Origin of the sequence: Mycobacterium novum (genome assembly GCF_010726505.1) — a bacterium.
Taxonomy (GTDB): domain Bacteria; phylum Actinomycetota; class Actinomycetes; order Mycobacteriales; family Mycobacteriaceae; genus Mycobacterium; species Mycobacterium algericum.
Genome location: NZ_AP022562.1, coordinates 495,355 through 517,908, shown reverse-complemented (window position 1 = coordinate 517,908; position 22,554 = coordinate 495,355). Strand labels below are relative to the sequence as shown.

The window sequence follows — 22,554 nt, the reverse complement described above, 5'->3', positions numbered from 1 at the left end:
GCGGACACGTCGACGTCACCGGTCACGCTCACCGGGCAATCGCGGGTTCGCTGGCATAATGAGAGCAGCGTCACAAGGAGGCTCGCATGGGCCAGCTGCCAGGCATCACCGGTCCCCAGGTCGCCCTCGAGCCTGTGCAGCTGATCGGGCCGGACGGCGCACCGACCGCCGAGAATCGCTACAGCCGTGACCTGCCCGACGAAACGCTGTGCTGGCTCTACGAACTGATGGCGCTCACCCGCGAGCTCGACACTGAACTGGTCAACCTGCAGCGCCAAGGGGAACTGGCGCTCTACGCATCCTGTCGCGGACAAGAGGCGGCTCAGATCGGCGCCACCGCATGCCTGCGCAAGACCGACTGGCTGTTCCCGCAGTATCGCGAGCTGGGAGTGTTCGTCGCCCGGGGTATCCCGGCGTGGAACCTGGCGGCCGCCTGGCGCGGAACATGGAACGGCGGACTGGAATTCACCGCGAAATGCTGTGCGCCGATCTCGGTTCCGATCGGCACCCAGGCGCTGCACGCCGTGGGCGCGGCGATGGGCGCGCAACGCCTCGGCGAGGACTCGGTCACCGTCGCGTTCGTCGGCGACGGTGCCACCAGCGAGGGAGACGTCCATGAGGCGCTGAACTTCGCCGCGGTGTTCGCGGCTCCGTGCGTGTTCTTCGTGCAGAACAACCAGTGGGCGATCTCGGTGCCGCTGCATCGTCAGACCGCTGCTCCGTCGCTGGCGCACAAGGCAATCGGCTACGGGATGCCCGGAATCCGGGTGGACGGCAACGATCCGTTGGCCTGTTATGCGGTGATGGCCGAAGCGGCCGAGCGGGCCCGCACCGGCGGCGGCCCCACCCTGGTCGAGGCCGTCACCTACCGGCTCGGTCCGCACACCACCTCCGACGATCCAACGCGTTACCGCAGCAGCGCCGAACACGAGCGCTGGACGGCGCTCGACCCGATCCCGCGTTACCGCAGCTATTTGCGCAACGCCGGCGTATGGACACAGCGGCTCGAGGACCGGGTCGCGGCCCGGGCGCAGCGGCTGCGCACCGAGTTGCGGGACGCGACGGTCGGCGCGGCCGATTTCGACGTCGACGAGGTGTTCACCTCGGTCTTCGCCGACCTCACCCCGGAGCTGCAGCAGCAGCGCCGCGCGCTGCGTGCCGAGCTGGCCAGGGAGCGCTGATGACCCAGATCCTCGAACCGCCCACCCGCTCGCCGGCTACGGCCCCTACCGCCGGGTCGAACCCGGGCGCCGAGCAGCTGACGATGGTGCAGGCGCTCAACCGGGCGCTGCGGGACGCGATGGACGCCGATCCGAAGGTGTTGGTGTTCGGCACCGACGTCGGGGTGCAGGGCGGCGTGTTCCGGGTGACCGAAGGCCTGGCCGAAACCTTCGGCGAGCAACGCTGTTTCGATACTCCGCTGGCCGAGTCCGCGATGATCGGGATCGCCGTCGGACTGGCGGTGCGCGGTTTCGTGCCCGTTCCCGAGATCCAGTTCGACGGATTCAGTTACCCGGCGCTGGATCAAATGGTCAGCCACCTGGCTAAGTACCGGACCCGGACCCGCGGCGAGATACCGATGCCGGTCACCGTGCGAATCCCGTCATTCGGCGGAATCGGTGCGGCCGAACACCATTCGGAGTCCACCGAAACCTACTGGGCTCACACCGCGGGGCTGAAAGTCGTGGTTCCCGCCGACCCGTCGGACGCCTACTGGCTGCTGCGGCATGCCATCTCCGCGCCCGACCCGGTGATCTTCCTGGAGCCGAAGCGGCGGTACTGGGCCCGCGGCACCGTCGACACCGCTCGCCCGCAGCCGGGCATCGGTCGCGCCGCGGTGCGCCGGACCGGTACCGACGTCACCGTGCTGACCTACGGTGGCGGAGTGGCCACCGCGCTGGCGGCGGCCGAAATCGGTGCGCGGCAACACGGGTGGAGCCTGGAAGTGGTCGACCTGCGGTCGCTGGTCCCGCTCGACTTCGACACCGTCGCGGCATCGGTACGGCGCACCGGCCGATGCGTGGTGCTGCACGAGGGCCCGCGCAACCTCGGCTACGGTGCCGAGCTGGCGGCCCGTATTCAGGAGGAACTGTTCTACGAACTGGAGGCGCCGGTGTTGCGCGCCACCGGATTCGACACCCCGTACCCGCCGGCCCGGCTGGAGCGGCTGTGGCTTCCGGGACCCGACCGGCTGCTGGACTGCGTGCAGCGCGTCCTGGAGGCGCCGTGAGCCGGCGCCACGACGATGCAGAGCACAAGAGCGATGTGGGGGCACCTCCCGCTTGCGGGGGAGAGGAGTGGTGCCCGTGAGCACAGCACAAATCCAGACGTTCGCGGTTCCAGACCTGGGTGAGGGACTCGAAGAGCTCACGGTGACCCGCTGGGAGGTGGCCGTCGGCGACGAGGTGGAACTCAACCAGACGCTGTGCTCGGTGGAGACGGCCAAAGCCGAAGTGGAGATTCCCAGCCCGTACGCCGGCCGGATCGTCGAACTCGGCGGTGCCGAGGGTGACGTGCTCGCGGTCGGGGCGCCGCTGGTGCGAATCGACACCGGTACGGCGGCTGAGTCTTCGACCCAGCCCGTTGAAGCGGCTCCGCCGGTGCGCACGCCGGTGCTGGTCGGCTACGGCGCCGACGACACCGTCGACACCAGCCGCCGAGCCTGCGCGAGCTCCCCCCGGCCCAAAGCCAAGCCGGGCGCCCGCAAGCTCGCCGCCGAGCTGGGCGTGGACCTGGGCGGCGTGCCACCGGGACCGCGCGGCGTGATCACCACCGACGGCGTGCTGGCCGCGGCGACCGGCGATCGGCCGGCCGACGAGTTGCGCCCGGTGAGTCCGGTGCAGGCTGCGATGGCACAACGAATGGCCATGGCCCGCAGCAGGATCCCGGATGCCCATGCCGCCGTACAGGTGGACTGCGCCAACTTGCTGCAGCTGCGCGACCGTCTCGCCGACGACGCCGACGGCACATCGATCACGCCGTTCACACTGACGCTGCGACTGCTGATCCTCGCCCTGACCCGTCATCCGGTGCTCAATGCGACCTGGGTCGACTCGCCGGGAGGCCCCCAGGTGCGCGCCCACCGCGCCATCCACCTCGGATTCGGGGTGGCCACCCCGCGTGGCCTGCTGGTCCCGGTGGTGTTCGACGCGCACCGCAAGACCACCCGGGAACTCGCCGACTGCGTGACGCGGCTCATCGCCGGCGCTCGTGCCGGTAGCCTTCAACCGGCCGAACTGCAGGGATCGACGTTCACCGTCTCCAACTTCGGCGCCCTCGGCATCGACGACGGGGTGCCGGTGATCAACTACCCCGAGGCGGCGATCCTGGGCATGGGTTCGCTGAAACCGCGGCCGGTGGCCATCGACGACGCCGTCGTGGTCCGCCCGCAGATGACGTTGACCTGTGCGTTCGACCACCGAATCGCCGACGGTGCGCAGGTCGCCGAATTCCTGTGTGCGCTACGCGATCTGATCGAACATCCCGATACCGCGCTGCTGGACCTGTAGCCGATCAGCGACGTCGCGCGGCGGCCAGCCGAGACGCGAACTCCGGTGACTCCACGGTCGCCGCCTGCGGACCCAGCTCGGTGCGCTTGGCGAACTCGTGCTGCTCGCCCTCGACCGCGCCGGGACTCGCCGTGGCGCGCATCGTGGCTTTGGTCGCCAACACCACCTCCCGCGGAGCCGACGCCGGCCCGGCGGCCAACGTGATCGCCGCGTCGACCGGGTCGTCGGCGACGTGCAGGGCCAACCCGTGCTGCACGGCGGCCTGGGCGTCGAAACGCATACCGAACAACAGTGCCGCCCGGGCGACCTGCGGTCCCACCGCCCGATGCAGCATCCAGGTGGCGCCGCCTCCGGGATGCAGACCCAATTGCTGGAACCGGGCGTCGAACACGGCTGCCGGGCCGGCGATCCGCACGTCGGCCGCCAGTGCCAGATTCAGCCCGGCGCCCACGGCGGCGCCGTTGACCGCGGCGACGGTGGGCAGCGTGCACTGTGCGACCGCCATGAAGCCGTCGTAGAGCGCCAGCAGGCCGTCCTCGGTGGCGGCCCCGAGGGCCGACAGGTCAGCGCCGGCGCAGAACGCCCGCCCCGCGCCGGTGACCACCACCGCGTGCACGTTCGGATCGGCTTCGGCCCGCTGCACCGCAGCCCGCAACTGCGCCGACATCACGCCGGTGACCGCGTTGCGGCGGTCGGGATCATTGACGGTGATCAACGCCACCCGCTCAGTGACGCTGAACAAGACGAGATCGGATTGTGTCATCGACGATGACGGTATCCGGTGCGAACCGGTCAGGCGACCCAGGCGATGATCACCGCGGACGCCACCACCAGCGCGATCATGAAGACGGTGTAGAGGATGATCGTACGTTCGTGGCTCATGAGCCTACCTTTCCCGGTTTTACCGGTATCTTCGCCGTTCTCCGGCGGAATGTCACGCGACCAAGCGGCGGAGCGCTTTGCCTGGTCGGATGGCGCCCCCGGCAGGACTCGAACCTGCGACCACAAGATTAGAAGTCATGTGCTCTATCCACCTGAGCTACGGAGGCAATGCAACCCAGTTTATCGGCTGATCGCAGCGGATCGGGGATGGTCGTGCAATGCCGGTCCGGTTCGCACCCGGTGTTCGGCCGGTTGCCACGGTCGATGAGTGCGCTCATTCGGCACGACCACCTGCGGTGTCGTGGGGCGGCGTTTCCAATTCACCCGGCCAGCAGAGTATTTCGTTTTGCCCACCGAAGGCCTGATCTGGACAATCGACACCCGTCGCCATAGCCAAACGATTAGCGTTGAATGGTGCTCGTGAACAGTGGGAATCAGGAGGGGCACGTGGTGGTCGTAGCGTCGGTACGCCGGGCAGGTCCGGGCGGTGAACCGGTGTCGGGAGCGCCCCGTGGGTGACCTCGTCGATGCCGCGGGCCTGCCCACCGAACTCGGGGCCGTCGACTATCTGTTGCACCGCGGCGAGGCCAACCCGCGCACCCGTTCAGGAATCATGGGCTTGGAGCTGCTCGACACCACCCCGGACTGGAATCGTTTCCGGGGCCTGTTCGAGAACGTTTCCCGGCGGGTGCTGCGGTTGCGCCAGAAGGTGGTGGTGCCGACGCTGCCTACCGCGGCGCCGCGCTGGGTGGTGGACCCCGACTTCAACCTCGATTTTCACGTGCGCCGGCTGCGGGTGCCCGAACCCGGTGGGCTGCGCGAAGTGCTCGACCTGGCCGAGGTGAGCCTGCAATCGCCGCTGGACATTCAGCGGCCGCTGTGGTCGGCCACCCTGGTGGAGGGGCTGGACGGCGGGCGGGCCGCCACGTTGCTGCACCTGAGTCACGCCGTCACCGACGGCGTCGGCGGCGCTGCGATGTTCGGACAGATCTACGACCTGGAACGCGATCCGCCCGCCCGCGCGATGCCGCCGCAACCGGTACCGCAGGACCTGTCGGCCAACGACCTGATGCGTGACGGCATCAACCAGCTGCCCGCGACGGTGCTCGGCGGTACCCGCGACGTGCTGTTCGGTGCGCTGTCGATGGCGACCCGCACGGTGCGTGACCCGTTGTCGGCGGTGGCCGGCGCCATCGGCTACGCCCGGTCGAGTGCGCGGGTGATGAGTCAGGCGGCAGAACCCTCACCGCTGCTGCGGCGGCGCAGCCTCACCAGCCGCACCCAGGCGATCGACATCCGGCTGTCGGATCTGCACCGCGCCGCCAAGGCGGGCGGCGGGTCGATCAACGATGCCTACCTGGCCGCGCTCTCCGGTGCGCTGGGACGCTACCACCGGGCACTGGGTGTCCCGATCGCCACGTTGCCCATGGCCATTCCGGTGAACCTGCGCGCCGAGGCCGATCCTGCCGGCGGCAATCGGTTCACCGGGGTGAATCTGGCCGCTCCGATCGGGGTCGCCGACCCGGTGGAGCGGATGAAGCGGATCCGGTCCCAGATGACGCGACGGCGTGAAGAGCCCGCAATGGACGTGATCGGCTCCGTCGCGCCGCTGTTGAGTGTTATCCCGACGCCGGTCCTGGAGAAGATGACCGAGTCCGTCGTCGGTGCCGATGTACAGGCCAGCAATGTGGCGTTCTATCCCGGTGACACCTACATCGCCGGAGCGAAAGTGCTGCGGCACTATGGAATCGGCCCGCTTCCCGGCGTGGCGATGATGGTGGTGCTGATCTCGCGTGGCGGTGAGTGCACCATCACGGTCCGCTACGACCGCGCGGCGGTGCGCGACGAGAAGCTGTTCGGCGCATGCCTGGTCCAGGGGTTCGACGAGGTGTTGGCGCTTGCCGGTGAGCCTGCGCCGCGCTGCGTGGCAGCGTCGTTTGATCCGGGTGCCGAATCATGACCGACGCCCAGACACCGCAGCCACCCCGTGACATGCGGCTGCCCGGCTCGGTGGCCGAGATCGCCGCCAGCGCGCCCGGTCCCAAGATCGGCGCCTTCTTCGATCTCGACGGCACCCTGGTGGCCGGGTTTACCGCTGTCATCCTCACCCGGGAACGAGTCCGCAGCCGTGACATGGGGATCGGGGAGCTGTTCGGCATGATCCAGGCCGGGCTCAACCACCAACTCGGCCGCATCGAATTCGAGCAACTCATCACCAAAGCCTCGTCGGCATTGCGGGGCCGCTCGATCAGTGATCTCGACGAGATCGGTGAGCGGTTGTTCGTGCAGAAGATCGCCGGTCGGATCTACCCGGAGATGCGCGAAGTGGTGCGCGCCCATCAGGCCCGCGGGCACACCGTGGTGTTGAGTTCCTCCGCGCTGACCATCCAGGTCGAACCGGTCGCCCGCTTCCTCGGTATCACCAACACGCTCACCAATGCCTTCGTCACCGACGAGAACGGTGTGCTCACCGGGGATGTGGCCGAACCGATCCTCTGGGGGCCGGGAAAAGCCGCCGCGGTGCAGAAGTTCGCCGCCGAACACGACATCGATCTGCAGGACAGTTACTTCTACGCCGACGGCGACGAGGACGTCGCGTTGATGCATCTGGTCGGAAACCCCAGGCCGACCAACCCCGAAGGCAAGATGGCCTCGGTCGCGCACAAGCGGGGCTGGCCGATCTTGCGGTTCAGCAGCCGCGGCAGTGGCGTCGTCGGTCAACTGCGCAATCTTGCCGCGTTGGGATCGATGGTGCCGGTGGGCGCCGGCGCGATCGGGCTGGGCCTGTTGAGCGGCAGCCGGCGCCGCGGCGTCAACTTTTTCACGGCCTTCTTCCCGAATCTGCTGCTGAGCCTTAACGGCGTGCGGCTCAACGTGATCGGCAAGGAGAACCTCACCGCGAACCGGCCGGCCGTGTTCATCTTCAATCACCGCAACCAGGTCGATCCCGTCATCACCGCGTCGCTGGTGCGCGACAACTGGGTCAGCGTCGGCAAACGCGAGCTCGAGCGTGACCCGATCGCCGGCCCGCTGGGAAAGCTGACCGAGATGGTGTTCATCGACCGGGACGACGCGGCGTCCGCGGTGGAATCACTACACGAGGTCGAGGAACGCGCCAAGCGGGGACTGTCGGTGGTGATCGCCCCCGAGGGCACCCGCGTCGACACCACCGGGGTAGGGCCGTTCAAAAAGGGGCCGTTCCGTATCGCGATGGCGGCGGGGATTCCGATCGTGCCGATCGTGATCCGCAACGCCGAGGTGGTCGCCGCCCGAGACTCGATGACCGCCAACCCCGGCACCGTCGATGTCGCGGTGTTCCCGGCGATCTCGGTCGAGGACTGGACAGTCGACAACCTGGCCGACCGGATCGCGGAGATCCGGCAGCTCTATCTGGACACGCTGGCCGACTGGCCGGTCGACGAGTTGCCGCAGTGGTCGCCCAAGCCGGCCAAGAAGGCCGCGGCCGAGAAGGCCGCCGCCAAGAACGCGCCGGCCAAGAAGACGCCGGCCAAGAAGGCGCCGGCCAAGAAGGCTGCCGCCAAGAAGACGGCGGCGCCGAAGGCGAAGAAGACCGCCGGCCCGAAAGAGGTGCAGTGACGACATCACCGGCCACCGACCCCGCTGACCACTCCGGGTCCATCATGACCGGCGACACGCTGGTGCTGGCGTTCGTGTCATCGGAGGTGGAGGCGGGCCTGGTCCGGGATTGGTTGGATCGGTATCGGCAGGCGAATCCCGAAGTACACGCCGAGCTGTTTCCGCTCGAACCGGACAGACCGCCATCGACGATGGCTCGGCTGGTGGGACAGCTCGAACGCGACGAACAGCGCTCGATCCTGCCGGTGCGGGTGTTCTGGATGCCGCGTGCCGGAGCGTCAGCGCTGTCCCGGGTGGCCGCGCTGCTGCCCGGCCGCAACCCATACCGGCCCGGTGAGCGTCAGCAACGCCAGATCGTGCGCACCGACTCGACGCTGGCCCGGGTGGTCGCCGGCGAGCCGGCCAGCGTTGCCCACCTGCGTGAGCAGTGGAGCGAGAACACCGTCGGCGACAACCCCCGCGACTTCGCGCACTTCGTCACCCGGCGGGCGGTGCTGGCGCTGGAACGTGCCGAGTACCGGATCCTGGGACCACAGTACAAGTCACCTCGGTTGGTGAAGCCGGAGATCTTGGCGTCCACCCGATTTCGCGAGGGACTCAAGGCCATTCCCGGCGCCACGCTCGAAGAGGCGGGCAAGATGCTCGACGAGCTGTCCACCGGGTGGAGTCGCGTCTCCGTCGACCTGGTCGGTGTGCTGACCCGGATGCTCAGCCGCGGGTTCGACCCCGAGATCGACTACGACGAGTACCAGGTGGCCGCGCTGCGCACCGCGCTGGAAAGTCACCCCGCGGTGCTGCTGTTCTCCCACCGCTCCTACATCGACGGAGCGGTCATGCCGGTCGCGATGGCCGAGAACCGGCTGCCGCCGGTCCACGTATTCGCCGGAATCAACCTGTCTTTCGGATTGATGGGACCGCTGCTGCGCCGGTCGGGGGTGATCTTCATCCGGCGCAGCATCGGCAACAACCCGCTCTACAAGTACGTGCTCAAGGAGTACGTCGGCTACGTGATGGAGAAACGGTTCAACCTGAGCTGGTCCATCGAGGGAACCCGGTCGCGCACCGGCAAGATGCTGCCGCCCAAGCTCGGGCTGATGACCTATGTCGCCGACGCCTACCTGGATGACCGCACCGATGATGTTCTGCTGCAAGGTGTTTCGATCAGCTTCGACCAGTTGCACGAGACCGACGAATATGCCGCCTACGCCCGCGGCGGGGAGAAGACCCCGGAGGGGGCTCGCTGGCTCTACCGGTTCATCAAGGCGCAGGGCGAACGCAACTACGGCAAGATCTACGTGCGTTTCCCCGAGGCGGTGTCGATGCGCCAGTACCTCGGTGCCCCCGACGGCCCCGCGGCGACCGACCCGGATGCCAAGCGGCTGGCCATGCAGAAGATGGCCATCGAGGTGGCCTGGCGCATTCAGCGCGTCACCCCGATCAGTGCCACCGGCCTGGTGTCGGCGCTGCTGTTGACCACTCACGGGCTGGCGTTGACGCTGGACCAGATCCACCATTCGCTGCAAGACGGCCTGGACTTCCTGGAACGCAAGCAGACCCCGATCTCCACCAGTGCGCTGCGGCTGCGCAGCCGCGACGGGGTGCGCGCGGCGGTCGACGCGATGTCCAACGGGCATCCGGTGACTCGCGTCGACGGGGGCCGCGAGTCGGTGTGGCGGATCGCCCCCGAGGACGAGCACGCCGCCTCGTTCTACCGCAACTCGGTCATCCACGCCTTCCTGGAGACCTCGATCGTCGAGCTGGCACTGGCCCACGCCCGTCGCGGCGGAGGTGACCGGCTCGACGCGTTCTGGACGCAGGCGATGCGGTTGCGGGACTTGCTGAAGTTCGATTTCTACTTCGCCGACTCGGCCACGTTCCGCGACAACATCGCCGAGGAGATGTCCTGGTTCTCCGACTGGGAGTCGCGGGTCGCCGCCGGTGGCGCCGAGGTCGACGGGATTCTGTCGGAGAAGACCCCGGTGACCTCCGATGTCATGCTGCGGGTTTTCTTCGAGGCCTACGAGATCGTCGCCGACGTGCTCTGCGATGCGCCGCCCGACATCGGCGAGCAGGAACTGACCCAGTCGGCCCTGGGAGTCGGCCGGCAGTATGTGGCGCAGGGGCGGGTCCGCAGCAGTGAGTCGGTGTCCACCTTGCTGTTCGCCACGGCATGCCAAGTCGTCGCCGACCAGAAGCTGTTGGAGAACACCCCGGACCTGGCCGAGCGCCGCCGGGCGTTCCGGGCCGAATTGCGCAGCATCCTGAAGGACTCCGACCACATCGCCCGGATCGCCCGGCAGGCATTCGCCGCCAGAGACACCGAGATGCGCCGGCATCGGCGCGGAGTGGCCGGCCAATAGCGCCGCGGCGCCTCGCTACGCGGAGTTTCGGGAGCGCACCATACGCTGGGACCATGACCTCTGCTGCGGCCCGCGCCCGCTCGGCCAAGTTCGTGCCGGTGCTGGCCGGGGTGGCGATCCTGGCCGGCGGTACCGCCGCCGCGATCGCCGCGCTGTCCTTGGCCGATGCCCTGACCGTGACCGGCCTGCCCGATCCGGGTCCGGTGACCACCCTGGGCCTGCCGTTCGTGCGGGCGGTCGGCGAGATCGCCGCGGTCTTGGCGGTCGGCTCGTTTCTGCTCGCCGCGTTCCTGGTGCCGCCACAATCCAGCGGTGTGCTCGACGTCGCCGGCTACCGCGCCCTGCGGCTGGGCGCCGTGGCGTCGGGGATCTGGGCGGTGTGCGCGGCGCTGCTGGTCCCGCTGACCATCTCCGATGTCTCCGGACACCCGCTGTCGGAGTTCCTGAATCCGGCCACCACCTGGTCGCTGACCGGGATGATCAACACCGCGTCCGCGTGGCGATGGACGGCAGCCCTCGCCGCGGCGGTGACCTTGGTCAGCCTGTCGGTGCTGCGCTGGTCCTGGACGCCGGTGCTGCTGGCGGGTTCGCTGTTCACCCTCGTCCCGCTGGGTCTGACCGGGCACTCGGCGGCCGGCGGCTCCCACGACCTGGCCACCAACAGCCTGCTGATCCACCTGGTCGCCGCTGGGTTGTGGGCCGGCGGCCTGTTCGCGCTGTTGGTACACGCGCTGCGCGGCGGTGAACACGCCGGTCTGGCGGCCCGGCGGTTCTCCGCGGTGGCGCTGTGGTGCTTTGTGGCCATGGGATTGTCCGGGGTGCTCAATGCCCTGGTGCGCGTCGCCCCGTCGGATTTACTGACCAGCGAGTACGGCCGACTGGTGCTGGCCAAATTCGTCGCGCTGTGCCTGCTCGGTGTGCTGGGCTGGCAGCAGCGGCGCAGTGGGGTCGCGGCGCTGCAGACGGACCCACCGTCGAGCGCTGCGCTGATCCGGCTGGCCCTGGTCGAGGCCGGCATCCTCGCGGCGACCTTCGGGATCGCGGTCGGACTGGGGCGCACCCCACCGCCGCCACCGCCGGTACTGAATCCGTCGGTGCCGATGGTGAAGATCGGCTACGACTTCGCCGGCCCGCCCACCGTGGCGCGGATCCTGTTCGACTGGCGGTTCGACGTGATCTTCGGCACCGCCGCGGTGGTGCTGGCGGCCGTCTACCTGGCCGGGGTGCTGCGCCTGCGACGCCGCGGCGACGCCTGGCCGGCGGGCCGCACCACGGCTTGGCTGCTGGGCTGTGCGACGCTGCTCGTCGCCACCTCGTCGGGAACCGGGCGCTACATGCCGGCGATGTTCAGCATGCACATGGTCGTGCACATGCTGTTGTCGATGCTGGTGCCGATCCTGCTGGTGCTGGGCGGGCCGACCACGTTGGCGCTGCGGGCGTTGCCGGCTGCCGGGCGCGGCGAACCGCCCGGGATGCGGGAATGGTTGTTGGCGGCACTGCACAGCCGGGTCTCGCGATTCCTCACCAACCCGATCATCGCGGCGGTGATCTTCGTCGCCGGCTTCTACGGGCTGTACTTTTCCACCATCTTCGACTCGATCGTCGGCAGCCACGCGGGGCACGTCGCGATGAACGTGCACTTCATGCTCAGCGGCTACCTCTTCTACTGGGTCGTGATCGGGGTGGATCCCACACCGCGGCCGATTTCACCGCTGGCCAGACTGGCGGTGGTGTTCGCCTCGCTGCCGATGCACGGCTTCTTCGGGGTGCTGCTGATGGGCATGCACAAGGTGTTGGGTGAGTGGTTCTACGCCAGCCTGGGGTTACCCTGGCACACCGACCTGGCCGGAGATCAGCACCTGGGTGGGGGAATCACTTGGGCTGCAGGTGAATTGCCGCTGGTGATGGTGATGATCGCGCTCTTGGTGCAGTGGCATCGCAGTGATAGCCGGACCGCGAAACGGACGGACCGGTCCGCCGACCGGGACGACGACGCCGAGCTGGCCGCCTACAACGCGATGCTGGCCGAGGTGGCTCGCCGCGACGCCCTCGGGCGGCACTGACGCTATTCGCGCAATCCGGTCCGGGCGATGGCGTCGGCTTCCTGCTCGGTTGCCACCGACGGGCCCGAGCCCGGCAGTACCTTCCCGGCCGTCTCGGGCGTGAACCACAGCGTGATCGCGCCCACGACGCCCGCGGCCATCAGGATGAAGGCCGGCAACATCACGTTGCCGGTTCCCGAGACCAGCGTCTCGGCGACCAGCGGAGTGGTACCACCGAACAACGAGACCGAGATGTTGAATCCGATGGCCACCGCGAAAAAGCGCACCTGGGTGGGGAACAACGCGGGCAGCGTCGACGGTGTGGTGCTGTTGAAGCACACCAGCATCAGCCCGATGAGCAACACACCGAGCAGCCGCGTCGGATAGTTTCCGCCGTGGCGGATCAGCAGGAACGCCGGCACGGAGCCGAAGATCAGTAGGCTGCTGCCGGTCCACAGCAGCGGCTTGCGGCCGATGCGGTCGGACAATCTGGCCAGTGGCATCACGACGATCAACATCATCACCAAGGCCACCACGATCATCGTCAGCCCGCGGCTGCCGCTGATACCGCCGACCTGTTTGAAGTACGTCGGCAGGTATCCGGTGAGCATGTAGTTGGTGACGTTCTCCGCCAGCACCAGGCCCATGCAGATCAGCAGTCCTCGGCGCTGTCCCACGACGGTCTGCCGGAACTGCTGCCACCCGGTTTCGCCGGCCGCCGAGTTGTCCTCACCGGCCTGCCCCAGCTCTTCAAAGGCCGGTGATTCATCGATGCGCAGCCGCATGTACAGCGTGACGATGGCCAGCGGCACCCCCAGCAGGAAGGGGACTCGCCAGCCCCAGTGCAGCATGTCGGACACCGGCAGCTGGGATTGGATCAGCGTGACCACGCCGGCACCGGTGATGTAGCCGCCCAGGGTGCCCAACGGCAGATATCCGGTCAGCGCACCGCGGCTGCGGTCCGGGGCGTGTTCGCTGACATAAGTCATCGCGCCGACGTACTCGCCGCCGGTGGAGAAGCCCTGCATCAGCTTGGTGATGATCAGCAGGATCGGAGCCCAGATCCCGATCGCCTCGTAGGACGGCAGCAGTCCCGTGATCGTGGTGCCGATCGCCATCAGCGAGACGGTCATGATCAGGACCTTCTTGCGGCCGATGCGGTCACCGAGTGCGCCGAAGAATATCCCGCCGAACGGCCGCACCGCGAAAGCCGCCGCCAAGGTGCCGAATGTGGCGATCAGGCCTACCGCGCTGGAGCTGTCGCCGGGGTAGAAGACCTGCGCGAGCGTCGTGGCGAGGAAGCCGTAGATGCCGAAGTCGTACCACTCCATGAAGTTGCCGACAGCAGTGCCGGCAATCGAGCGTTGCATGGCTTTCGGGTCCGAGACCCGGATTTCGTCGCGTGCCCATGTGCTGCGGTCGGTGTGTGCACCGCTGCCGGACTGGCCTTTGGTATCCACCGCAAGCAAGGTATACCAACGGTTTCATCGCCGCACGGTGCCCCCTGCCGGGTCCGCCGGTTCGCGGGCACCTAGCATGGCGGGCATGCGCAGGCTTCCCGCCGTACTGACTGTTGCGAGTGCCGCCGCTGCCCTGGTCGCCGGTTGCTCGTCCACCCCTCCAACCGCGCCGTCGGTTTCGTCGTCTGCTGTCACCTCGACAGTCCCGTCGACCACCGCGCCGACCTCCGCGCCGACGACCTCGTCGGCCCCCGAACCGTCGGCTGCGGAATCGCCCACGGAATCGGCCACGTCCTCGAAGCCGTCGCCCACGTCCTCGAAAAAGGCCAGCGAGCCACTGCCGACCGCCGCGGCGATTCTCAAGGAGTCCAGCGTCACCACCGCAGCAGTCGACAGCGCGCACCTGAGTCTGTCGGCGAGCAGCAGTATCGAGAACATGGCGATCACCGCGCTCGACGGCGACGTGACCCGGCAGCCCGCCGAGGCGGCGAAGGGCTACGCCAAGATCAGGTACCGGGGGGCTCCGGCTTACGTGGAGTTCGTGGTGTTCGGGGGCGACCTCTACGTGTCGCAAGATGATGGCCGGTGGATCGACTACGGGCCTGCCGCGAACTTCTACGACGTGGCGTCGATCCTGAGCCCGGATACCGGACTCGCCGAGATGCTGACCGAGTTCATCGACCCGGAGGTCGAGGGCCGCGAGACGATCGATCTCGGCACTGACGAAGTGCACACCGTGCGGATCAGCGGCCAGGTGTCGGCCCGCGCGGCGAAGAAGATCGTGCCGCAGTTGCAGGCCACCAAACGGACGTCGTGCACGGTCTGGATCCAGGAGACCGGTGATCATCACCTGGTTGCGCTCAAGCTGGCGTCCGGTGCCGATGAGTCCGTTGTGATCACCTTCTCGAATTGGAATGCGCCGGTGAACGTCGGCAAGCCGCGGGTGTAGCACCGCTGTCGGGCTTATCCCCAGTTCGTATCCCTTCCACAGCCGGCCGTGACAGCCACGGTCGGCCCGCCCTGGTTGTCGGGTGCTGCGGGCTCAATGGGTGCAGCACCCGGCGGGCTGATCACGTCCGCCGCAACCAGGAAGGAAAACCTGCCATGTACGAAACACCTCTGACCATCATCGGCAACGTCGTGACCGACCCGATCCGCCGACGGGTGGGGGAGCACGAGCTGATCAAGTTCCGGGTGGCCAGCAACTCGCGCAAACGCACCGCCGACGGCAACTGGGAGCCCGGAAACTCGCTGTTCATGACGGTCACCTGCTGGGACCGGCTGGTCACCGGGGTGGGTGCCTCGCTGAGCAAGGGATTGCCGGTGATCGTGGTCGGAGACGTCTTCACCAGCGAATACGACGACAAGGACGGCAACCGCCGCTCATCGGTGGAGCTGCGCGCGACCGCGGTCGGCCCGAATCTGGCGCGATGCGCGGCCCGCGTGGAGAAGATCATCGCCGCCGGGCCCGACAATCCGCCGGCTGCCGCCGCACCCGAGGAAGCCGGGGGTCCCGACGCCGGCGCCGACGAAGCCGACGCCGACGATGGGATGGCGCTGACCGCCTGACCAGCGCCCGACGGCCGCGCTGGCTCGACCCCCTAGGATGGGCCGCGAGCAAATTCGCGAGACCAGGAGGCGACACCGCGGTATGGCTGAGTTCATCTACACGATGAGGAAGGTCCGCAAGGCGCACGGCGACAAGGTCATCCTCGACGACGTCACGTTGAGTTTCCTGCCGGGCGCCAAGATCGGTGTGGTCGGCCCGAACGGGGCCGGCAAGTCGAGCGTCTTGCGGATCATGGCGGGTCTGGACACCCCCAACAATGGCGACGCGTTCCTGTCTCCGGGAGCCAGCGTCGGCATCCTCCAACAGGAGCCGCCGCTGAACGAGGAGAAGACGGTCCGCGGCAACGTCGAGGAGGGCCTCGGCGACATCAAGGTCAAGCTGGACCGGTTCAACGAAGTCGCCGAACTGATGGCCACCGACTACTCCGACGAACTGATGGAGGAGATGGGCCGGCTGCAGGAGGAACTCGACCACGCCAACGCGTGGGACATCGACTCTCAGCTCGAGCAGGCCATGGACGCGCTGCGCTGCCCGCCGCCCGACGAGCCGGTGACCAACCTCTCCGGTGGTGAGCGGCGCCGCGTCGCGCTGTGCAAGCTGTTGCTGTCCAAGCCCGATCTGCTGCTGCTCGACGAGCCCACCAACCACCTCGACGCCGAGAGTGTGCAGTGGCTGGAATCGCACCTGGCCAGCTACCCGGGCGCGATCCTGGCGGTGACCCACGACCGCTACTTCCTCGACAACGTGGCGGAATGGATTCTCGAGCTCGACCGCGGCCGGGCCTACCCCTACGAGGGCAACTACTCGACCTATCTGGAGAAGAAGGCCGAGCGCATCGCGGTGGCCGGCCGCAAGGACGCCAAGCTGCAGAAGCGGCTGCAAGAGGAGCTGGCCTGGGTGCGGTCGGGCGCCAAGGCCCGCCAGGCCAAGAACAAGGCCCGCCTGCAGCGCTACGAGGAGATGGTGGCCGAGGCCGAGAAGACCCGCAAACTCGACTTCGAGGAGATCCAGATCCCGACCGGGCCGCGGCTGGGCAGCCAGGTGGTGGAGGTCGAACACCTCGACAAGGGGTTCGGCGGCCGGATGTTGATCAAGGACCTGTCGTTCACGCTGCCCCGCAACGGCATCGTCGGCGTGATCGGCCCCAACGGTGTCGGCAAAACCACGCTGTTCAAGACCATCGTCGGCCTCGAGGAACCCGACAGCGGCACGGTCAAGGTCGGCGAGACCGTCAAGCTGAGCTACGTCGACCAATCCCGGGCGGGCATCGACCCGAAGAAGACGGTCTGGGAGGTGGTCTCCGATGGGCTCGACCACATCCAGGTCGGGCAGAACGAGATCCCGTCGCGCGCCTACGTGTCGGCGTTCGGCTTCAAAGGCCCCGACCAGCAGAAGCCGGCCGGGGTGCTCTCCGGCGGCGAACGCAACCGGCTGAACCTGGCGCTGACCCTCAAAGAGGGCGGCAACCTGATCCTGCTCGACGAGCCGACCAACGACCTGGACGTCGAAACCCTGGGTTCGCTGGAGAATGCGCTGGTGAACTTCCCGGGCTGTGCGGTGGTGATCTCCCACGACCGTTGGTTCCTCGACCGCACCTGCACCCACATCCTGGCCTGGGAAGGCGATGCGGATGATGAGGCCAAGTGGTTCTGGTTCGAAGGCAACTTCGGCGCCTACGAGGAGAACAAGATCGAACGCCTCGGAGCCGAGGCGGCGCGTCCGCATCGAGTGACCCACCGCAGACTCACCCGCGACTAGTGTGAGGCCGGTAGCGGCGCTGCCGGAGCTGACACGTGCTCAGGAGGGGTGGGGATGACGGAATCCACCGAGCGGCGGACAGCCGCATGGACGACGTTTCCCGATCCCGCTCAGCCACACGACATCCCCGACTGGGTCGTGGGCGCCTATGTCGCCACCTACCGGGGCCCACACAGCGATGCGCTGACCGGCGACGACCGGTCCGGTGAGGATTCGGCCGGCCGGGCAGCGGCTGTCGTGACACCGTCGTTGCTGGCGGCCCACGCCCGGCTGGCGCAACACCGGCCTGCCGGTGAAACCCGGGTCGGCGTCTACGCCGCCGCCGACGCGGCCGGTTTCGGCCCGGCCCTGCAAGCGGTCACCGGGCATGCCGGCATGTTGGTGGATTCCGTAGCGGTGCTGCTTCACCGGCTGGGGGTGGCCTACACCGGCATCATGACGCCGGTGTTCACCGTGGGCCGCGACGCCGACGGTGAACTGCGCTGGGTCGCACCGAAACCCTCGGACGGCGACAAGTCGGCAGACGGTTCGGCCGGCGAGACCTGGATTCATGTTCAGCTCTCACCGTCGGTCAGCCGCGAAGCGCTGGCCGAGGCCGAACAGCTGCTGCCCCACGTGATGGCCGACGTCCGCCAGGTCGCCGCGGACTCGCAGGCGATGCACGATGCGCTCTACACCCTGGCCGGGGACGTCGAAACCAACGCGCAGGGGCACTACACCGCGCCGGACCGCGACGATGTCGCCGCGCTGCTGCGCTGGCTGGCCGACGGGCACTTCGTGCTGCTCGGCTACCAACGCGGCGTCGTCCGTGACGGGCAGGTGCTGGTGGACGACGCCGATCGGCTGGGCGTGCTGCAGACGCGGAAGTCGGTGCGGCCCATGCTCACCGGTGATGATCTGCTGACCCTGGCACAGGCCACCGTGCCCAGCTACATGCGTTTCGGCTCACACACCTACGTGGTGGTGATCCGGGAGAACACCGGTGCGGACATCGTCGCGCACCGTTTCGTCGGGCTGTTCACCGCCGGCGCCATGAACGCTGATGTCTTCAAGATCCCGGTCATCTCCCGGACCGTGCGCCACGCACTGGCGCTCTCGGAGAGCGAGCCGGGTCACCCGGGCCAGTTGCTGCTCGACATCATCCAAACCGTCCCGCGCTCAGAGCTTTTCGCGATCAGCTCCGAGCAGCTGCTGAATATGGCGATGGCCGTTGCCAATCTGGGCTCGCGGCGCGGCGCGTTGCTGTTCCTGCGGGGCGACCGGACCGGGCGCTTCGTGTCGTGCCTGGTGTACCTGCCGCGTGACCGCTATACCACCCCGGTTCGGCTGCAGATGGAGGAGATCCTGGCCGCCGAGTTCGGTGGCGTCGGCGTGGAGTACAGCGCCCGGGTCAGCGAAGCCCCCTGGGCGCTGATCCATTTCATGGTCCGGCTGCCCGATGACCCGAGGGCGCGCACCGTCGACACCTCCGAGGCCAACCGAGTACGGATCCAGGCGCGGTTGACCGAGGCCAGCCGCACCTGGGCGGACCGGATGGTCGGCGCGGCGGGCGGAACCCCGGTGGAGCAGCAGGCGCAGCACTACGCGGCGGCGTTCACCGAGACTTACAAGCAGGCCGTGACACCGGCCGAAGCCGTCGCGGACATCGCGATCATCGAGGCGGTGGCCGACGGCTCGGTCCGATTGGTGGTCTCCGATTACGGCACGGGCGACGCGGTCCCGTTGACGTGGTTCCTCGGCGGGCGTGGTGCCTCGTTGAGTCAGCTGCTGCCGATGCTGCAGTCCATGGGTGTGGTGGTGCTCGAGGAGCGGCCGTTCACCGTCACCCGCACCGACGGTCTGACCGTGTGGATCTACAAGTTCAAGCTGTCGCCGCACCCCAGCATTGAGATTCCGGCAACCGGCGCCGAACGCGACGCCGCCCAGCGACGCTTCGCCGACGGGGTCACCGCGATCTGGGAGGGCCGTGTCGAGGTCGACCGGTTCAACGAGTTGGTGCTACGGGCCGGCCTGGCCTGGCAGCAGGTGGTGGTGCTGCGCGGCTACGCCAAATACCTGCGCCAGGCGCGTTTTCCCTATAGCGAGAGCCACATCGCCTCGGTGCTCAATGAGCGCCCCGGCACCGCGCGGGCGTTGGTGGCGTTGTTCGAGGCGTTGTTCGACCCGTCCCGATCGTCTCGCAGCCGCGATGCGCAGGCGGCGGCCGCCGAGGTGGCAGCCGATATCGACGCCGTGGTCAGCCTGGACACCGACCGGGTGCTGCGCGCGTTCGCTTCGCTGATCCAGGCCACCTTGCGCACCAACTACTTCGTGACACGCGCCGACTCGGCTCGCGCCCAAAATGTCTTGGCGCTCAAACTGGACGCCCAATTGATCGACGAATTGCCGCTACCGCGGCCCAAATTCGAGATCTTTGTCTACTCTCCCCGCGTCGAAGGGGTGCACCTGCGATTCGGGTTCGTCTCTCGCGGTGGGCTGCGCTGGTCGGACCGCCGTGAGGACTACCGCACCGAGATCCTCGGACTGGTCAAGGCCCAAGAGGTCAAGAACGCCGTCATCGTCCCGGTCGGCGCCAAGGGCGGATTCGTGGTCAAACGCCCCCCGACGCCCACCGGCGACCCCGGCGCCGACCGTGATGCCACCCGCCAGGAGGGCATTGCCTGCTACAGGCTGCTGATCTCGGGCATGCTCGACGTCACCGACAACGTCGACCACGTCACCCACGCCGTCAGCGCGCCCCCGGAGGTGGTGCGTCGCGACGGCGACGACGCTTACCTGGTGGTCGCCGCCGACAAGGGCACCGCCAGTTTCTCCGACATCGCCAACGAGGTCGCGCAGTCCTACGGCTACTGGCTCGGCGATGCGTTCGCCTCCGGTGGATCGGTCGGCTACGACCACAAGGAAATGGGCATCACCGCCAAGGGCGCCTGGGAATCGGTCAAGCGGCACTTCCGCGAGATGGGGGTCGACACCCAGACCCAGGCCTTCGCCGTCGTCGGCATCGGGGACATGAGCGGCGACGTGTTCGGCAACGGAATGCTGCGCAGCGAACACATCCGGTTGCTGGCCGCGTTCGACCACCGGCACATCTTCTTGGACCCGGACCCGGATGCGGCCCGGTCCTTCGCCGAGCGGCAGCGGCTGTTCGACTTGCCCCGATCCAGTTGGGACGACTACGACAAGGCGCTGATCAGTGCCGGCGGCGGCGTCTATCCGCGCGAGCTGAAATCGGTGCCGATCAGCCCGCAGGTGCGAGCGGTGCTGAGCCTGGACGAGGGAGTCACCGAAATGAACCCGCCCGCGCTGATCCGGGCGATCCTGTGCGCGCCGGTGGACCTGTTGTTCAACGGCGGCATCGGAACCTACATCAAGGCCGAGGCCGAATCCGACAGCGACGTCGGCGATCGCGCCAACGATCTGGTCCGCGTGAACGGAAACCAGGTGCGCGCCAAGGTGATCGGCGAAGGCGGGAACCTCGGTGTCACACCGCTGGGCCGCGTCGAGTTCGACCTGGCCGGCGGCCGGATCAACACCGACGCGCTGGACAACTCGGCCGGTGTCGACTGCTCCGACCACGAGGTCAACATCAAGATTCTGATCGACTCGCTGGTCACGCTCGGCAAGCTCGACCCCGCCGACAGGCCGCAGCTGCTGGCGTCGATGACCGACGAAGTCAGTGCGCTGGTGCTGGCCGACAACACCGCACAGAACGACCTGATGGGCACCAGCCGGGCCAATGCGGCCAGCCTGCTGCCGGTGCATGCCGACCAGATCCGGCACCTGGTGGCCGACCGCGGTCTCAACCGCGAGCTGGAGGCGCTGCCGTCGGAGAAGGAGATCGCCCGGCGCTCCGAAGCCGGGCTGGGCCTGGCGTCACCGGAGCTGGCCACGCTGATGGCGCACGTCAAGTTGACCCTCAAGGCGGCGGTGCTGGCAACCGACATGCCGGACCAGGACGTGTTCGCGGCGCGGTTGCCGCAGTACTTCCCGCTCGTGCTGCAGCAGCGGTTCGCACCCGAGATCCGCTCGCATCAGCTGCGTCGCGAGATCGTGACCACCATGCTGATCAACGACGTGGTGGACACCGCCGGCATCACTTACGCCTTCCGGATCACCGAGGACGTGGGTGTCGAGCTGACCGACGCGGTACGCGCCTACGTGGCGACCGACGCGATCTTCGGGGTGGGCGAGCTGTGGCGCCGGATCCGGGCGGCCGGCGAGCAGGACGGACTTCCGGTGGCGGTCTGCGACCGGATGACGCTGGATCTGCGTCGGCTCATCGACCGCGCCGGGCGCTGGCTGCTCAACTACCGTCCGCAACCGCTGGCGGTGGGGGCCGAGATCAACCGGTTCGCCGAGCAGGTCGGGCAGTTGACGCCGCGGATGTCGGAATGGCTGCGCGGCGCCGACGCCGCCATCGTCGCCAAGCACACCGGTGAGTTCCGTGATCTGGGCGTGCCCGAGGATCTTGCCGCCCTCGTCGCCATGGGTCTGTACCGCTACAGCCTGCTCGACGTCATCGATGTCGCCGACATCACCGAGCGCGACCCCGCCGAGGTCGCCGACACCTACTTCGCGCTGATGGACCGGCTCGGCACCGACGGACTGCTGACCGCGGTGGCGCAGTTACCGCGGACTGACCGCTGGCATGCCTTGGCGCGGTTGGCGATCCGTGACGACATCTACAATTCGGTGCGGTCGCTGTGCTTGGACGTGCTGGCGGTCGGCGAACCGGACGAGGACGGGATGCAGAAAATCACCGAATGGGAATCGACCAACGGGTCACGGGTGGAACGGGCGCGGCGCACCTTGACCCAGATCGACCAATCCGACCAGCGGGATCTGGCCGCATTGTCGGTGGCCGCGCGGCAGCTCCGCAGCATGACCCGGGCCAGCGGCCGGGGATCGGCGTCATGACCGGTTCAACGGCCGCCACCGGGTTCGTCGCAGCGGTTCCGGTGCGCTGGTCGGACATCGACATGTACCAGCACGTCAACCACGCGACCATGGTCACCATCCTCGAAGAGGCGCGGGTGCCGTTCCTGTCACCGGCCTTCGCGGTCGACATCACCAGCGTGGGCCTGCTGATCGCCGAGGTGAAGGTCACCTACAAAGGACAGCTGCGGCTGACGGACTCGCCGCTGCAGGTGACGATGTGGATCTCGCGGCTGCGGACCGTCGACTTCACCATCGGCTACGAGGTGCGCTCGGTGAGTGCCGCACCGGATTCGAAACCGGCGGTGGTCGCCGAAAGCCAGTTGGCCGCTTTCAGCATCGACGAGCAGAAGCTGGTGCGGCTCTCGCCGCAGCACCGCGAGTACCTGCAGCGCTGGACGCGCTGAGCCGGCCAGGTCTGCTGGTGGCTGCCGGTGAGCT

General features: G+C 68.0%; 15 protein-coding genes and 1 tRNA gene. 12 read left to right on the top strand and 4 right to left on the bottom strand.

The window, feature by feature from the left end; translation table 11 throughout:
- Positions 1-86 precede the first annotated feature (86 nt).
- The 3 genes from pdhA (at position 87) to G6N19_RS02315 (ending at position 3,509) form a co-directional block, all read left to right on the top strand.
- Positions 87-1,181 carry a pyruvate dehydrogenase (acetyl-transferring) E1 component subunit alpha gene (gene pdhA / locus G6N19_RS02325; protein WP_193465687.1) on the top strand — a complete coding sequence of 365 codons (1,095 nt, stop codon included), beginning with the start codon at positions 87-89 and terminating at the stop codon, positions 1,179-1,181.
- A complete protein-coding gene (locus tag G6N19_RS02320) occupies positions 1,181-2,230 on the top strand; it encodes an alpha-ketoacid dehydrogenase subunit beta (protein ID WP_013828355.1) in 1,050 nt (349 codons plus the stop codon). Before pdhA ends, G6N19_RS02320 begins: the two co-directional genes overlap by 1 nt.
- A 76-nt stretch (positions 2,231-2,306) precedes the next feature.
- On the top strand, positions 2,307-3,509 hold the full coding sequence (locus G6N19_RS02315; RefSeq protein WP_193465686.1) for a dihydrolipoamide acetyltransferase family protein: 1,203 nt from the start codon (positions 2,307-2,309) through the stop codon (positions 3,507-3,509).
- A 4-nt stretch (positions 3,510-3,513) separates the two neighbouring features.
- Here the strand turns inward: G6N19_RS02315 and G6N19_RS02310 are convergent, their stop codons facing one another.
- Both G6N19_RS02310 and G6N19_RS02305 read right to left on the bottom strand, forming a co-directional pair.
- The gene (locus G6N19_RS02310; protein ID WP_013828357.1) at positions 3,514-4,272 is read right to left on the bottom strand and encodes an enoyl-CoA hydratase; all 759 of its coding nucleotides are present in this window, start codon (positions 4,270-4,272) and stop codon (positions 3,514-3,516) included.
- A 209-nt stretch (positions 4,273-4,481) separates the two neighbouring features.
- Positions 4,482-4,558: transfer RNA gene (locus G6N19_RS02305), tRNA-Arg, on the bottom strand.
- 344 nt (positions 4,559-4,902) lie between these two features.
- Between G6N19_RS02305 and G6N19_RS02300 the strand changes: the two genes are divergently transcribed.
- The 4 genes from G6N19_RS02300 to G6N19_RS02285 are packed head-to-tail and all read left to right on the top strand — an operon-like array spanning position 4,903 to position 12,411.
- Positions 4,903-6,351, top strand: a complete 1,449-nt coding sequence (locus G6N19_RS02300) for a wax ester/triacylglycerol synthase family O-acyltransferase (RefSeq protein ID WP_013828359.1) — start codon at positions 4,903-4,905, stop codon at positions 6,349-6,351.
- The gene (locus G6N19_RS02295; protein WP_013828360.1) at positions 6,348-7,988 is read left to right on the top strand and encodes an HAD-IB family hydrolase/lysophospholipid acyltransferase family protein; all 1,641 of its coding nucleotides are present in this window, start codon (positions 6,348-6,350) and stop codon (positions 7,986-7,988) included. Before G6N19_RS02300 ends, G6N19_RS02295 begins: the two co-directional genes overlap by 4 nt.
- 44 nt (positions 7,989-8,032) lie before the next feature.
- The gene (locus tag G6N19_RS02290) at positions 8,033-10,348 is read left to right on the top strand and encodes a glycerol-3-phosphate 1-O-acyltransferase (protein WP_041319704.1); all 2,316 of its coding nucleotides are present in this window, start codon (positions 8,033-8,035) and stop codon (positions 10,346-10,348) included.
- Positions 10,349-10,401: 53 nt separating this feature from the next.
- The gene (locus G6N19_RS02285) at positions 10,402-12,411 is read left to right on the top strand and encodes a cytochrome c oxidase assembly protein (RefSeq protein ID WP_083036364.1); all 2,010 of its coding nucleotides are present in this window, start codon (positions 10,402-10,404) and stop codon (positions 12,409-12,411) included.
- Positions 12,412-12,413: 2 nt separating this feature from the next.
- Here G6N19_RS02285 and G6N19_RS02280 read toward each other — a convergent pair whose 3' ends face one another.
- A complete protein-coding gene (locus tag G6N19_RS02280; protein WP_083036398.1) occupies positions 12,414-13,760 on the bottom strand; it encodes an MFS transporter in 1,347 nt (448 codons plus the stop codon).
- 114 nt (positions 13,761-13,874) lie between these two features.
- Positions 13,875-14,297 (bottom strand): hypothetical protein, encoded by a 423-nt coding sequence (locus G6N19_RS21070; protein ID WP_232062729.1) that lies wholly within the window; start codon positions 14,295-14,297, stop codon positions 13,875-13,877.
- On the opposite strand from G6N19_RS21070, the gene G6N19_RS02275 reads away from it, so the two are divergent.
- The 5 genes from G6N19_RS02275 (at position 14,188) to G6N19_RS02255 (ending at position 22,520) form a co-directional block, all read left to right on the top strand.
- Positions 14,188-14,799: an LppX_LprAFG lipoprotein gene (locus G6N19_RS02275; RefSeq protein WP_232062640.1), complete on the top strand. Its 612-nt coding sequence runs from the start codon at positions 14,188-14,190 to the stop codon at positions 14,797-14,799. The genes G6N19_RS21070 and G6N19_RS02275 overlap by 110 nt on opposite strands.
- Before the next feature lie 155 nt (positions 14,800-14,954).
- Positions 14,955-15,419 (top strand): single-stranded DNA-binding protein, encoded by a 465-nt coding sequence (locus G6N19_RS02270; RefSeq protein WP_013828366.1) that lies wholly within the window; start codon positions 14,955-14,957, stop codon positions 15,417-15,419.
- 82 nt (positions 15,420-15,501) lie between these two features.
- Positions 15,502-17,178, top strand: a complete 1,677-nt coding sequence (gene ettA, locus G6N19_RS02265; RefSeq protein WP_013828367.1) for an energy-dependent translational throttle protein EttA — start codon at positions 15,502-15,504, stop codon at positions 17,176-17,178.
- A gap of 54 nt (positions 17,179-17,232) precedes the next feature.
- Positions 17,233-22,095, top strand: coding sequence for an NAD-glutamate dehydrogenase (locus G6N19_RS02260; RefSeq protein ID WP_193465685.1), 4,863 nt, complete (start codon positions 17,233-17,235; stop codon positions 22,093-22,095).
- Complete coding sequence (locus G6N19_RS02255) at positions 22,092-22,520, top strand: acyl-CoA thioesterase (RefSeq protein ID WP_013828369.1); 429 nt, start codon at positions 22,092-22,094, stop codon at positions 22,518-22,520. Before G6N19_RS02260 ends, G6N19_RS02255 begins: the two co-directional genes overlap by 4 nt.
- The last annotated feature ends 34 nt before the right edge of the window (positions 22,521-22,554 follow it).

Coding starts and splice junctions, on each gene's coding strand:
- pdhA (WP_193465687.1), top strand. CDS start 87: ATGGGCCAGCTGCCAGGCATCACCGGTCCCCAGGTCGCCCTCGAGCCT.
- G6N19_RS02320 (WP_013828355.1), top strand. CDS start 1,181: ATGACCCAGATCCTCGAACCGCCCACCCGCTCGCCGGCTACGGCCCCT.
- G6N19_RS02310 (WP_013828357.1), bottom strand. CDS start 4,272: ATGACACAATCCGATCTCGTCTTGTTCAGCGTCACTGAGCGGGTGGCG.
- G6N19_RS02295 (WP_013828360.1), top strand. CDS start 6,348: ATGACCGACGCCCAGACACCGCAGCCACCCCGTGACATGCGGCTGCCC.
- G6N19_RS02290 (WP_041319704.1), top strand. CDS start 8,033: ATGACCGGCGACACGCTGGTGCTGGCGTTCGTGTCATCGGAGGTGGAG.
- G6N19_RS02285 (WP_083036364.1), top strand. CDS start 10,402: ATGACCTCTGCTGCGGCCCGCGCCCGCTCGGCCAAGTTCGTGCCGGTG.
- G6N19_RS02280 (WP_083036398.1), bottom strand. CDS start 13,760: ATGCAACGCTCGATTGCCGGCACTGCTGTCGGCAACTTCATGGAGTGG.
- G6N19_RS02270 (WP_013828366.1), top strand. CDS start 14,955: ATGTACGAAACACCTCTGACCATCATCGGCAACGTCGTGACCGACCCG.
- ettA (WP_013828367.1), top strand. CDS start 15,502: ATGGCTGAGTTCATCTACACGATGAGGAAGGTCCGCAAGGCGCACGGC.
- G6N19_RS02260 (WP_193465685.1), top strand. CDS start 17,233: ATGACGGAATCCACCGAGCGGCGGACAGCCGCATGGACGACGTTTCCC.
- G6N19_RS02255 (WP_013828369.1), top strand. CDS start 22,092: ATGACCGGTTCAACGGCCGCCACCGGGTTCGTCGCAGCGGTTCCGGTG.